This is a genomic window from Peribacillus frigoritolerans (genome assembly GCF_040250305.1).
In the GTDB taxonomy this organism is placed as follows: domain Bacteria; phylum Bacillota; class Bacilli; order Bacillales; family DSM-1321; genus Peribacillus.
Window position 1 is genome coordinate 5,484,101 of sequence record NZ_CP158190.1, and the last position, 13,191, is coordinate 5,497,291.

Sequence of the window (13,191 nt, forward strand, 5' to 3'; positions counted from 1 at the left end):
TCATGCAGCTTAAACTCGTTCCGCCACCAAGGTATATGTTTTCGGAAGCCCAATATCATGCATTTTATGATTAGGTTCTTCCTCGAGTACTTTAATAACCAGCCCTGATTGACCTATTGACGTTATAAGTTCCCCGATTGTCCATTTACGCTGTACAACTCTTGAAAGGCTCCCTTTTTCCTCATCAGGCATATGCTTCGAAAATGCGACCTCATTGTTTTCGATTGCCGGAGCGAAATAGTTGCCTGTGACTTTGTGTTTTTTACCATTTGAAGTAATGAGCTTTGTTGAAATCGGGTGAAATTCATGCAGTACGAATCGGCCTCCAGGTTTCAGCATCATTTTAATTTTTTCAAATAACGGCTGCAGATCTATTAAGTAGTGAAGCACACCGAGCTCCATTAAAATCAAATCCTGATTCCCTGATACATGCTCGGATGATAGTGAAAGGACATCCGAAACGATATACTCGATGGAGACATTGGCACCACTCGCCAGCTCATTTGCAAACATTGCGTTTTCCTGGGAAAAATCAACAACTTTCACTTCAGCTCCCAACATGGCAAGGGCAACTGCTTTGACACCGTTCGATCCCATCAAATGAGTGATTTTTTTACCGGATATATCTCCCATATACTTATAAAAAGGGTGCAGTCTCCATTTTGGGTTTTGCTTGATTTTTGATGCCAATTCCACGGGATCTCCATAACGATTGACAAGCGCTAAATAATTATTCTGGTTCCACGCCTGTTCATTTTCCGCTGTGAACCCCTTCTGCTCGGCTGATAAGTAAGCATGAATCACGGTACTGTACTTTCTCATTTCTTCTTCGTATAAATAACTGTATAACGACCTGCACCAAACCTCCATATTCCCCATCTTTATGGACAAGCGATAAGGGTCCGTTTTAATGGTCGTGTTAAACCGGCAGCAAACAGTGACAGAAACCCCCTCGACATCCATTAGAAAGAATGCAGTCTCAGGACTTCTTTCAGGCTTTGTTGGGGAGTATTCGGAAAAAAGATCCAAAGACTCATTAAAGACATCCCATTGTACATCCAGGTCGATTTTATGATATTCATCGATATCCACTCCTTGTACGAACAGAGCAGATCGACCTGTATATTGGTATGGAATATTAGCTTGATCCAACATGTTCGCCATTAAGGTGATTGTATGATAATAACTTGCCTTCATATGTACCTCCTAAACATCAAAAGAGAATGACGATTATTCTTCCATAGCAAATTTCAAACCGGTACTCGTAATGGCAATCAGCTCTTCATCGTGGCGGTCTATGCCATAAACGAGTAATGTAACAAGCATATATATGGCTCTGAACCGGGCTAAGCTCTCTGTTTCCTTTTCGATTTCACCATAGATTTCGAAAAAAGCTCTGCGCGCCTCTTTTGGGAAATAACTGTATAAAAAGGAGAAATCAATGGCTGGATTCCCGATATGAACATCTCCCCAATCAATGATACCTGCGAGAACGCCTTCGTCATCAAGTAAAACATTCCGGATATGAATGTCTCCGTGAACGAGTGAAATCGGATGCTGAACATCCAAATCGTCTAAGGCTTCAACAAAATCCTTAACCGCCTGTGCCTGTTCAAAGTATCCTAGCTTTAATAGATTTGAGACATTTTCCATAAGTGATTTCTTTCGATAGGATACATCAAGCCTCATCATCCCATCAGGCTGCACACCCAAACGCATAGCCCTTTCCGCAGGAAAACTGTGAAGAACCTTCAAAAAACGGGCAAACCTTTTTGCCGATTCGACCTTACTTGCCTCTGATTCTTCTTCAGGCAAGTGTCCTTTTACCATTTTATAACCGGTAAAAGGATAAGGATACAGGGTACTTGGTTTCCCAAAAAAGATCGGTTCAGGGATAGCAAGCGGCAAAGTGCCTGCAATGGATGGCAAAAGCTGACTTTCCACCTGAATCAACGTAACTGCAATAGGGCGGCGGGGGAAACGGAATACAAATTGCCCATTGATTTGTATCACCGTGTTATCGAAACCCTCCCCAAGTTGCTTGATCTCTTTCAACTCAATTTCCGGAAACTGCAGCATGATCAATTTCCCTGCCAGCACCAGCGAAACTGGATATTCTGCCAACCAAGGCTTTTCCACTCCCGTCTCCCCCTTTTACCGGTTTCTCCCTCTATTAGAAAAGCTGCCAGATCCACCCCTACGATTACTTGGACCTTGTGCACTAGGAGATCTTCGGCTGTCTCTTTGATCTCCTCGTGGATTGTCACGCTTTGGCTCACGGCTTTCTTCCGAGCGGCCACCCCGCGGATTCTCTCGCCTTGGTCCGCGGCCGTTTTCCGAACGGCCTCCCCGTGAATCATCACGAATAGGTCCACGGCCGTTTTCCGAACGGCTTCCCCGTGAATCGTCACGAATAGGTCCACGACCGTTTTCCATCCGGCCTCCACGTGGTTTCTCCCTCTCGACTTCACGATTGTCCGCTTGGTTTACAGAACGGTGACTGCCTCGATTCGGTCCTCTCGTATCTATCCGTTCCCGATGTTTCCTTCCACCTCCCGAACGCGGTCGGCGGGTACCCTCATCAGAAGAATCTTCATGACGCTTCCTTTTTTGCCTCACCTCATCTGGTTGGAACATTTTCACTCCTTCAATCGTCCTTCTTTCGATTTTCATGGAGATCCCTTTTTCAATATCGCTTAATAGCTGAAGATCCTTCGTTGCTATGAAGGTTACAGCCAAGCCGTTCTCACCCGCTCGGCCAGTCCGGCCAATTCGGTGGATGTAACTTTCTGCATCCTCGGGAACATCATAATTAAACACATGGGTCACGCCTTCTACATCGAGCCCTCGTGCAGCAACGTCCGTTGCCACTAAATATTGAAGCTTGGCGTCTCTGAAGTTTTTCATCACACGTTCCCGCTTTGCTTGTGAAAGGTCACCATGAAGCTCTTCCGAATTGAATCCAGCTGCCTTCAGGGCATCATTCAAAACCGAAACACGCCGTTTTGTACGGCAAAATATGATCGCAAGGTATGGCTGTTCTTCTTTGATCATGTTGATTAATGAAGACTGTTTGGCACGATCGGTCGTCTCGATGACAAGCTGCCTGATTTTCTCAACCGTTACTTGCTCAGCCTTCACAGCGGCAGTTAATGGTTTAGTCATGTAGCGTTTTGCCAATTGATGCACCTGTTCAGGCATCGTCGCTGAAAAGAGCAGCGTTTGGCGCTCCTCTGGAAGCTGTCCCATGATCTCTTCCACTTCTGGTAAAAACCCAATATGAAGCATTTGATCAGCTTCATCAAGCACAAGTGTTCCAGTTTGTGAGAGATCGATGGTGCCTCTTCGTAAATGATCTAATAACCTTCCTGGAGTGGCGACCACCACGGAGATGTTTCTTGTCAGCTTTTTCATTTGCTGCTCGACATCCTGTCCGCCATAAACTGCAAGCACTTGAAGTCCTTCGATTTCATCAGCGAATTTTTTCAATTCAGCAGTGATTTGCAAAGCCAATTCCCTCGTTGGCGTGACGATCAATGATTGTATGTGGGATGCGGCGGGATCGACTTTTTCCAGGATTGGCAGCAAAAAGGCCAAAGTCTTCCCCGTTCCCGTCTGCGCCTTCGCGATGACATCCCTTCCAGCAAGGATATCTGGTATCGATTTCTCCTGAATCGGGGTAGGGGCGGATATTCCTATTTGCTTTAATATCTTATTAATCGCCGGGCTGACGCCAAGGTCGATGAATTCTGTCATGTATGGGCCTACTTTCTGAATTTCTTCATTTAATTGACTGATAAATCCACTATAATGGTAACAGCTTCGTTCACTTCATGTCATTATCCTTAGTCTAAGCTATTTGTTAGTATATCATTATCTATTTTCGAGAAAACCTGTACCTTAAAATTTTTCATGCTATTGTACTTTATTTATTTTTCTAATATAATTTATAAGATTTATTATCATCGAGCTACTTACTTGAAAAAGGGTAAGCATCTCCTCCTTGTAGATTTTTGCAAGGGTTTTTTGTATAGAAAAAAGGAGTGACCGCATGTTTAAATTAAAAGAACGGAATTCAAATATTAAGACGGAAGTACTTGCGGGGCTTACAACCTTTTTAACACTGGCTTATATCATCGTTGTAAACCCCATGATCCTTTCTGATGCCGGTGTTCCATTCGACCAGGCATTCACAGCAACCATAATCGCAATAATAGTCGGAACCCTATGCATGGCCCTTTTAGCCAATTACCCAATTGTCATAGCACCGGCAATGGGATTGAATGCTTATTTTGCATACTCGGTATTGGGAACCCATGATATCTCATACACAGTTGCTTTCTCTGCAGTCTTTGTTACGGGCATCATCTTTATCCTTTTATCCCTAACCTCTTTCCGCTCAAAATTGATCGAGGCCATACCAAATAACTTGAAGCATGCAATCAGTGCCGGAATCGGGCTTTTCATCACCTTCATCGGACTTCGTTTGTCAGGTGTCGTAACACAGCATGAATCCAACCTGGTGACCCTTGGAAGCTTCAGGGATCCAAGTGTGGCACTTACATTGGTTGGTCTGGTCATAACGATCGTGCTGATCGTTCGTAATGTACAGGGAGCGATATTCATCGGAATGATCGTGACAGCCATAATCGCTTTTTTTACAGGCCAATTGCAAATTAACGGCCTGGTTTCCACCCCTTCCTTACCTGAAGGAATAATAGTCGCAAATCCAATCACATCTATCGCCGATGTCATTAACTATGGGCTTTATGGCGTCGTCTTCTCCATTTTACTTGTAATGCTATTCGATACGACCGGTGCTTTATTAGGCATTGTCCGTCAAGCTGGATTGCTGAAGGAGAATAAGCTTGAAAAATCCGGCAGTGCCTTTTTTGCAGATTCCGTCGGCACTACTGTCGGCGCAATGTTCGGTACAAGCCCGACCGCTGCCTCGGTTGAATCATCAGCTGGTGTAGGAGCGGGGGGCAAGACAGGTTTAACCGCTTTGGTAGTGGCCATCCTATTCTTAATAACCGCCTTCTTCAGCCCGCTGATAGGAGCTGTCTCAAATGTAGCGGCAATCACGGCACCTAGCTTGATCATCGTGGGAAGCATGATGATTAAGAGCATTAATGAAATTGACTGGACACACTTTGATGAATCATTCCCAGCCTTTTTGGTCATTGTCGCCATGCCTTTAACATCAAGCATCGCCAACGGGATAGCACTCGGATTCATCGCCTACCCCATTTTAAAAATGGCAAGAGGCAAATTCCGTGAAGTGCATCCGTTCGTGTACATGTTTGCTGCTCTATTTCTTTATCAACTGATTTTCCTGGCTTGATCATCTCATGAAGGGCACCATGGGATAATAAAAAGGAGTGTTCAATTAGGCTAATTGAACACTCCTTTATTTGTTTACGTGCAATTATTTTATAACGTTTTCTTTCTGCTTACCTTTAATCACACTTGGCACTCCAACTGCCGTGCAATTATCGGGAACGGATGTCAAAACAACAGCATTTGCTCCCACTTTCGAATTATTGCCAATTCGGATGCCGCCCAATATTTTAGCGCCCACTCCAATATATGCATAATCACAAACCTCAGGAGCTTTTCTGCTTTCTTTACTTTGCCCGAACGTTACTTGGTGCAATATTGTAACATGATCCCCTATTTTAGTAAACGGATTGATTATAATGCCTTTAGCTCCATGTGGGAGATGCAAATTTTTTCCTATTTGAGATTGCGCAGGAAATTCACAGTTCATGAAGAGTCTTATAATTAACAAATCAATCATGCGGTACAAAATCCATAATACTTGTTTTAAGATTGGAACGTTCACTTTATAGTAAATTATATTGCCTATCCGGTAAACAAACATGACGATTATTCCGTGGATTCCGCCCAGTCTCCCCCAGTTACTAATAAACGCCAATTTATTTATCCATTTAAATAATCCCATACCAAACCTCCTAGGAGCATGAATTTAATTCATCAAACAGAGATAGTAGTTTTTCCTCTTCATTCTCCCAATTATATTCTTGTCTATATGCAGCTTTTCCTCGTTCCCCCATGTTCGCGGCTTCCTCAGGGGATTCCAGTAAATAAACCGCTTTTTGAACCATATCATCCATGTTTGCTACATCGGCCGACACTCCACAGCACCATTTATCCAGTACATCTTGAATAAGAAAATCAGAGACCATAAATGGAATGCCAGCGGCCATATATTCAAAACACTTTGTTGTTTTACCACCCATGAAATTAGGATCAGGAACTAAAAATGCCATGCCTGCATGTGCTTTCTGGATAGACTCGAATGCTTTATCAAAGGCCATTACACCCTCTAGACTGATATAATCTTCCAAGCCGTTGTCCAGGATGAATGTTTTCAATTTTCCGATGTATCCTTCCCTGCCCGTTCCAATTATTTTCATATGAAACACTTTCTTTAATTCTACTAATCTTTTTGCAAGAAGCAGCATGATTTCCCCGCCACGTATATCAGAGATGCTTCCAAGGTAGATAAAGGTGAAAACATCTTCTTTTCCTTTGTTTTCTTTCATTTCAGGAATTTTTGGGTAATTGTAAACATCTGTTGTTGGACAAGTTAAGAATCGATAATCCTCTTTATACGTCATTTCTGCAAACACGACCCCGCTGCATGCCCTTAGCAATCGTTTCTCCAAATGACGATACATACTCAATGCAATTCCGGGGATTTTTTTTCTCATAAGGACCTTTGGTACATTTTCATGCATGTCATAAACAATGACTGGATGATAACGGGGAATCCTCCTAATGATGCTCATTAAAATCAGCAGCTCCGGATCATGAAACTGAATCACATCAGGTTTATCCTTCTTAATCTTCCAGTAAAGAGCAATCCAATTCAACATTCGCCCTTCCCTGGATTTCTTAGGCAACAGTTCAACTTCGATATTGGCAGGGATATTTTCAGGGATCAAGTTATTTTCAATCGCTATATGCTTCACCTTGTACATTCCCGTTTCTCCAAAAGAGAAGGCTTGCCGAAAATAAATCCTCGTATCATTCCATGGGTGCACCGAACTAATATTATAAAATAACTTCATCTGTTATCTCCCTTTTGTAAATCTGACCCTAACAATAAATACATGATAACGAAAGTAAAAAACATCCCGCCTGTCACAAACGTTGTGGTAAGCGCAGTATCCGCTAAACACCATGCAGGTACAACAAACAGGATTATGCCGACACCTTGCCACTTTTCATTTTGCGTAAGGCTATCATAAAACCATAATATCGCTGCTAAAATCACTGTATAAACCAAGAATCCAATATAACCGAAATTAGCAAAAGCATCGGCGAACATATTGGCATTGGCTGCCATTTCTGGTCGGCCAAAGTACTCTGTACCGATAATGTATGGCGGACTCTTGTCATAAACAGGATCTATGAATTTTTCTAAAATATTATACGATAGCAAGGCTTTTGGGTGGGTTGAAAAGAAGTCTACATAATAGCTTGTCAGCAAGCCCGGTGTGATGATCATCCTTCTGGCAAACAAATTAGAAAAATATGCCTGATCAAGGATAAAATCTAGAAAAATGCTGATGCCTAACAGCGAGCAAAGACTTATACAAAAAAGTATGGAAAAATCCCTTCCCTTCTTCCGAAAAGCAATGAATACAATGATTAATAATCCAGTCGATAAAAGAGTGGATTTCAAGCCATTGACGGTGTACAAAAGGTATTGCAGCCCTAGTCCGATAACCACATAGGTATATTTTTTTTTGCATAATCCAATGGTCACGACCAATGGATTACATACTTTTGCAAGCCACTGTATAATATAGCCTGCAAGAGGGGTTAGTTTTGTTCGAAAGGTCATTCGCTTATCATAGATATCCTCAGAATTTATAGGAGGCTTTAGACTAATTCCCCCCGAAACTTTGAAAATGTAAAGAAAAAAAATCAATAATGTTATAACAAAAATGATTTTTAATAGACCGAGATTAACATTAGGAGGTGTAAACTTCATGGCTGGCAATCTATTTACATTCCCAATGATAAGTAAACAAAAAAACAAAAGAACATTCGTATATATAAAATCAGGCTGCAGCGTAAATAAATAGTTCGGAACCCATACTACCGGTATATAGACAATAAAATACAAAATCCAGAAAACGAGTTCCGACGGCTTATCCAGTTCCTTTTTTATGAATATGACTGGCAATATAATAAAAAACATGGAAATCACTATCATGACTGCACTTGGATGTTGCCGATATATATACCCCATATAAGCATATTCAGGGGAAATAAAGTAAACGTAGGATATATCCAGTAACCAGACGTATATTCCTACCAGACCCAGTTGAATCAGCTTCATTTTTTTAGATATCCTCTCAATCTATGGAATGTATCGCCCTATAGCCAAGGAGAGCAAAAAAGTAGTAGCTGGCCCCCATACAAATGCTAAAATATAAAATGGCTGCTTTAGCTGAACCCCCTGAAATGAAAATGACCAGTACTCCAATCGATGACAGTAACAGCCTTGAAACATCCCATAAGAGTTGAGTCCGTTGTTTTTTGGCTAAATACAATATTTGAGAAACCGGCATGACAATCACTTGACTTATAAACATAAATGACATCAATGTCACATATTCACCGGAAACACGCCACTCTTCTCCAAAAACAAAGCTGAAGACACCGGGTGCTATCCATGCCAAAATTGCCATTAACGGCACACCTAACATGGCCGTTTTAGTAATAATGCTCTTATACAAATGTAAAACTCTTCCTGGTTCATTTGAAATGCTTTTTGCCACTTCGGCATAGAATACTGTCGAAATACTCGCTCCCACCATCGTAATGGGCAGACCTATCGTTTTTGAAGCCATGGAAAAATGCCCTGTCACGTCAGGTCCGTATAGACGCATCAATAACAAAAAAATGATTTGCAGAGATAAGGAACTTAAGAGGGTTGACCATGTGGAGTATTTGGCGAATTTCTCATATTTTTTAAGCAAATAACCGATTCTCCTATAGTTCACTTTTGGCCAATGCATTCGCTTTAAGTAATATCGCCAAATGTACACAAGGGTTATTCCCCGTCCTATCATATCACCCGCTATTAAACCAATTCCTGGAGTCACATGATTAATGGAAATAAGTGAGAACTGACTTGTTACATTGCTAATCGATTGAAGCAGTTTAGAATGAGTTAGTCCTTTAAACTTATCTTCTTTTAACATCCAGTAGCTCATCACTTGATAGATTCCAGCAAAAAACAGGCCAATTGAAAGCAAAAGGTCATTCATAATCGAAGCTTCTATACCGTATAATCGAAATAATGATAGATTAAGGAAGCCCAAACCTATATTCAGGATACAAACGACGGCAATCGTAAACATGCTAATGTACATCAAGTGAACCATATTACTATGGTTTTTTTCTAGAGGAATCGCCTTTTCTAAACAAAGAGATGAAAATGATATGAGAATGGCCAATAGTGACGTATAGGTTGAAAACACCCCAAAATCTTCTGGTGTATATATTCTTGTCAGTATGGGAGAACTTGCGAATAGAATAAGCTGTGCCAGTGAATTCCCTGTTAATAATAAAAGGATTTTATTTATAAATTCATTTTTTATTTTCATATTTTCAACCACGCCACATCTCTATTTGATATACTCATTTACATTGTTCTGATTTGCCTAATTTATCTTTCGTTAACGTTTCTTTTATTTGATCCGCCGGATCGTGCATGATCCAGTCTAGAATCGATAAATTTTTTACACATTCTTTTTCATTTTTCACATAATACACGGGATGTATGAACTTTTGATAAACGACTTCAATTCCTTCTTTATGAAACAATTCTTCTTCCAAGTAATCCTTTCCGCTTTTCCCGCTTAAATAGCATGTACCTTCGGTTTGCTTAATTAAGCTAACTAATCTCTCTGTTTTTCCAAAGGAAGTGTTAAAATCATTGGAAAGGTGTGTTTCTCCTTCATAGTTTAAATACTTTAAAATCAATTCAAATAAATGAATATTTAAATCGACTAACAAAGCGTGTTCTTTTTGATATGCTTCTTCCAACAGCGGGAAAAAATCTTGAAAGTGCCGAGTTTTTTTATAAACTTCCGATATTTGCTTCAAATGATTCCTTTTCCATTTTTGATTTGGGGAATGATAACTGATTAATTTTTCATGTAACATTTCAGGCTTTTTTTGAAGCGGTACAGTTAGCCTTGACTCTTTTCCATCAGCACCTAGAATATATGTTTTATTTTGAAAATTACTTGAAGAGTATTTCACATCGGTCAAATATATAAAAACGTCCGATTGAAAAACCTTATGAATCAAACCAATCCAAGGCAAGAAATTGGGCTGGTGAATTGTGACTATCTTCTTTTTTTCCACCTACAAAACCTCTTTTGAAAAAATTAATAGGAATGTCTCCGCGTATTTGCAATTCACTTGGGAACCCCTCCAACTGCCGATATGCTCCGCATTCACTAAATAATGCCCCATATAACCGGTTAGCTGTGATTGGAACATGGTAATCATACGTTTTTTATCTTCCATGAACTCTGTAATATCACTATAGATATTCGGGTGAAATTGATTGGCAGCGATGTTATTATTTTGGTTGATTTGTTCGAATTCATATATGGTGAATTGTTTTTTCCTGAAACAGCTTCTTACCACCTTTGATAACTTTTGATGATCTTGATGACTGTCATTCATCCAATGTGTGTAGACTTCGTCCGGATCCATCTTTTCGATGATATCGTCGAGCTCTTTTATTAATTTATGAAAAGGGATATCCTCAACGTTATTACCCTCACAGTACTTAGAAAACTGTACCTCATATCCGAAATTCTTTGATGACTCTATTGCCTCTTGTTTCCTGACCTCGATATTCGAAGGGATGGAAAATATGATGTTGATAATGTAATGTCCTTGGTTCAACAGCTTACGAATGGTACCGCCCATACTAATTTCCGCATCATCTGGGTGTGCTGTTACTAGCAATATTTTTTTCATCATGTTCCTCCATTTAAAGCTTGTTCAATGATAGATATCGCTTTAAGCGCAATGTTCTTTTGTTCCATGTAGGCCGTTACATTTTTCATTAAAATCCATTCTGAAAATTCAGTGATTTCATAAAGCAAACTATTATCACTGATAGGTTCACTTAACGTTTCTTCCATGTCATTAATGATACTGCGGTAACTTATTGTGCGAATATCGTATAACGAGTGAAAACGCAAGGTTCCGTTCTCTCCGTAAATTTCCGATATTGAATCATTCGTTAAGTTAATTTTTGAAATCAACATCGTTATTTTAAAATCTTCATATTCAAAAATGCACGTACCGCCTAAATCAATGTTTTTTACGATCAGTTGTTTAAAATAATAACTTTTAACGGGAACACCAAATAATTGAATGGCCGCATAAATAGGATAAATTCCAATCGTTCTTAATGTCCCGCCACCATGATTTTCATCGAAAAGTGGAGCTTTCTCCCCTTTTAATAAGGCCGAATACTGCTTGGAATAGTTTTGGTACTTTAGGGTTGCCCCATGGATTTTCCCTAACTTTTTAATAGCATTCTTTAAAATTTGAAAGTTGGGTTCATAAATGGATCTTACTGCCTCAAACACAAAAACATTTCGTTTTTCTGCTGCATCGAAAACCCGATTGGCCTGATCGGCTGTCATGAATGCCGTTTTCTCCACAATAACGTTCTTTCCATGCTCAATGGCTGCTAACGCTTGTTCATAATGGGAAGCATTTGGAGTGGCTATATAAACAGTATCCAGCTCATCATCTTCAAACACTTCATTCAGGGATCCATAAACTTTAGACACTCCTTTTTCTTTTGCAAGCTTCTTGGCAAAATGAAATCTTCTCCCCCAAATTCCCATTACCTCTCCATTTGAACTTTCATTAATGGCATCAATCATGGCACAGCTTATTGAACCTGAGCCCACCACTCCAATCCTATTTTTAATCGCCATGTTCCACTACCTGTTTACATTTAGCTGCAATGTAATTCAAATCCTCATCAGACAAATCCAAGTGACATGGCAACGTGAAATGAGATTCACGAAATCTATCGGCATTCGGGAGAGATGCCAGGGGATATTCCTCCAATAATGTGGGCTGTAAATGCAATGGGACCCCATAACAATGCCCGGTGCTTATATGAGACTCTTTTAAATGCTTTTTAAATTTCTCGCATTGCTCTTTGCTTTTAGACATGACGATAATTTTATAAAATGAAGATATATTGTGGTCAGATGAAGCTTGGAAGTAAAGACCGTGTTCATGAAAAATATCCTTCAAAGTCTCCTTATAGAAACTGAAGATTTCCTGCCTGACCTGGATCATCCCATAAGCTTCCTGAACTTGCAGATAACCAAGCAATGCATTAAATTCACTGAGAAGCATGTCACCGGATAATACTTGGTTGACTGCACCATTTTCATTCCCATGGTGCCTTAACAACTCACAGTATTTGATTAAATCTATATCGTCCGAAGTAATGACACCCCCTGTTGCACTTGTAACAATTTTAGTGGGGTACATTGAAAAAACCCCAGCAAATCCAATTGTACCTGCTTTATATCCATTTATAGTGGCACCAAAAGCATGTGAAGCATCTTCGATTAGATAAAGATCATTCTCATCACAAAACTCTTTAATCTCAAAGATGTTATCAGGGATCTTTCCGGCAATATACGTAATTAAGACAACTTTCGTTTTAGGAGTCACGGCGTTCTTCAGGCTATTTAAATCCAAATTGAAATCCTCTAAATTAATGTCACAAAGAACGACTCTTCCTTTCGCATTTTTCACCGCATATACTGGAGAAATGAACGTATTGCTTGGCATGATCACTTCTTTGTCTTCAACATCTAGATATTTTAAAATAATTTCAATGGCAGCCGTGGCACTGGAAAGTGCGACAGCATACTTAGAATCACTGTATTGTCTGACGCTTTCTTCAAATTTTCGAGTATACTCACCTAAAATTAGCCTGCCAGAATCCAAAATGCGCTCAATGTTCTTAAGGTATTCCCGTTTTACCCAACCTGTTATCACTGGCTTTGTATTTACGATAGTCTCCATGGAACTCCATCCTTTTTCCAAAATTAGATCTTTCAATAGACGTTAAGTGAGATGCAG

Annotated in this window: 12 protein-coding genes; 1 reads left to right on the forward strand and 11 read right to left on the reverse strand. The window is 40.0% G+C overall.

Features of this window, described 5'->3' with window-relative positions; translation table 11 throughout:
• Nucleotides 1–9 precede the first annotated feature (9 nt).
• From ABOA58_RS27200 to ABOA58_RS27210, 3 genes are read right to left on the reverse strand one after another with little or no spacing between them, the layout of a single operon-like run.
• Nucleotides 10–1,197 (reverse strand): class I SAM-dependent methyltransferase, encoded by a 1,188-nt coding sequence (locus tag ABOA58_RS27200; protein WP_350300749.1) that lies wholly within the window; start codon nt 1,195–1,197, stop codon nt 10–12.
• Between the two features lie 33 nt (nt 1,198–1,230).
• Entirely contained in the window at nt 1,231–2,139 is a 909-nt protein-coding gene (locus tag ABOA58_RS27205) for a phosphotransferase (RefSeq protein ID WP_350300750.1), read from the reverse strand.
• A 15-nt stretch (nt 2,140–2,154) separates the two neighbouring features.
• A complete protein-coding gene (locus ABOA58_RS27210; protein WP_350300751.1) occupies nt 2,155–3,756 on the reverse strand; it encodes a DEAD/DEAH box helicase in 1,602 nt (533 codons plus the stop codon).
• 295 nt (nt 3,757–4,051) lie between these two features.
• Between ABOA58_RS27210 and ABOA58_RS27215 the strand changes: the two genes are divergently transcribed.
• On the forward strand, nt 4,052–5,344 hold the full coding sequence (locus ABOA58_RS27215; RefSeq protein WP_350300752.1) for an NCS2 family permease: 1,293 nt from the start codon (nt 4,052–4,054) through the stop codon (nt 5,342–5,344).
• Nucleotides 5,345–5,428: 84 nt separating this feature from the next.
• Here ABOA58_RS27215 and ABOA58_RS27220 read toward each other — a convergent pair whose 3' ends face one another.
• Genes ABOA58_RS27220 through ABOA58_RS27255 form a run of 8 tightly spaced genes read right to left on the reverse strand, consistent with a single transcriptional unit; the run spans nt 5,429 to nt 13,134 of the window.
• Nucleotides 5,429–5,965 carry a serine O-acetyltransferase gene (locus ABOA58_RS27220; RefSeq protein WP_350300753.1) on the reverse strand — a complete coding sequence of 179 codons (537 nt, stop codon included), beginning with the start codon at nt 5,963–5,965 and terminating at the stop codon, nt 5,429–5,431.
• 10 nt (nt 5,966–5,975) lie between these two features.
• A complete protein-coding gene (locus ABOA58_RS27225) occupies nt 5,976–7,097 on the reverse strand; it encodes a glycosyltransferase family protein (RefSeq protein ID WP_350300754.1) in 1,122 nt (373 codons plus the stop codon).
• Nucleotides 7,094–8,377 (reverse strand): hypothetical protein, encoded by a 1,284-nt coding sequence (locus ABOA58_RS27230; protein ID WP_350300755.1) that lies wholly within the window; start codon nt 8,375–8,377, stop codon nt 7,094–7,096. The genes ABOA58_RS27225 and ABOA58_RS27230 overlap by 4 nt, the downstream gene beginning before the upstream one ends.
• 16 nt (nt 8,378–8,393) lie before the next feature.
• Entirely contained in the window at nt 8,394–9,650 is a 1,257-nt protein-coding gene (locus ABOA58_RS27235; protein WP_350300756.1) for an oligosaccharide flippase family protein, read from the reverse strand.
• Between the two features lie 34 nt (nt 9,651–9,684).
• Nucleotides 9,685–10,416: a WbqC family protein gene (locus tag ABOA58_RS27240; protein ID WP_350300757.1), complete on the reverse strand. Its 732-nt coding sequence runs from the start codon at nt 10,414–10,416 to the stop codon at nt 9,685–9,687.
• Complete coding sequence (locus ABOA58_RS27245; RefSeq protein WP_350300758.1) at nt 10,417–11,043, reverse strand: PIG-L deacetylase family protein; 627 nt, start codon at nt 11,041–11,043, stop codon at nt 10,417–10,419.
• Nucleotides 11,043–12,020: a Gfo/Idh/MocA family protein gene (locus ABOA58_RS27250; RefSeq protein ID WP_350300759.1), complete on the reverse strand. Its 978-nt coding sequence runs from the start codon at nt 12,018–12,020 to the stop codon at nt 11,043–11,045. Before ABOA58_RS27250 ends, ABOA58_RS27245 begins: the two co-directional genes overlap by 1 nt.
• On the reverse strand, nt 12,010–13,134 hold the full coding sequence (locus ABOA58_RS27255) for a DegT/DnrJ/EryC1/StrS family aminotransferase (protein ID WP_350300760.1): 1,125 nt from the start codon (nt 13,132–13,134) through the stop codon (nt 12,010–12,012). The genes ABOA58_RS27250 and ABOA58_RS27255 overlap by 11 nt, the downstream gene beginning before the upstream one ends.
• Nucleotides 13,135–13,191 lie beyond the last annotated feature (57 nt).

Excerpts from the sequence above, each read along its gene's own strand:
- ABOA58_RS27215 (WP_350300752.1), top strand. The coding sequence starts at position 4,052 with ATGTTTAAATTAAAAGAACGGAATTCAAATATTAAGACGGAAGTACTT.
- ABOA58_RS27200 (WP_350300749.1), bottom strand. The coding sequence starts at position 1,197 with ATGAAGGCAAGTTATTATCATACAATCACCTTAATGGCGAACATGTTG.
- ABOA58_RS27230 (WP_350300755.1), bottom strand. The coding sequence starts at position 8,377 with ATGAAGCTGATTCAACTGGGTCTGGTAGGAATATACGTCTGGTTACTG.
- ABOA58_RS27210 (WP_350300751.1), bottom strand. The coding sequence starts at position 3,756 with ATGACAGAATTCATCGACCTTGGCGTCAGCCCGGCGATTAATAAGATA.
- ABOA58_RS27245 (WP_350300758.1), bottom strand. The coding sequence starts at position 11,043 with ATGAAAAAAATATTGCTAGTAACAGCACACCCAGATGATGCGGAAATT.
- ABOA58_RS27220 (WP_350300753.1), bottom strand. The coding sequence starts at position 5,965 with ATGGGATTATTTAAATGGATAAATAAATTGGCGTTTATTAGTAACTGG.
- ABOA58_RS27255 (WP_350300760.1), bottom strand. The coding sequence starts at position 13,134 with ATGGAGACTATCGTAAATACAAAGCCAGTGATAACAGGTTGGGTAAAA.
- ABOA58_RS27225 (WP_350300754.1), bottom strand. The coding sequence starts at position 7,097 with ATGAAGTTATTTTATAATATTAGTTCGGTGCACCCATGGAATGATACG.
- ABOA58_RS27235 (WP_350300756.1), bottom strand. The coding sequence starts at position 9,650 with ATGAAAATAAAAAATGAATTTATAAATAAAATCCTTTTATTATTAACA.
- ABOA58_RS27250 (WP_350300759.1), bottom strand. The coding sequence starts at position 12,020 with ATGGCGATTAAAAATAGGATTGGAGTGGTGGGCTCAGGTTCAATAAGC.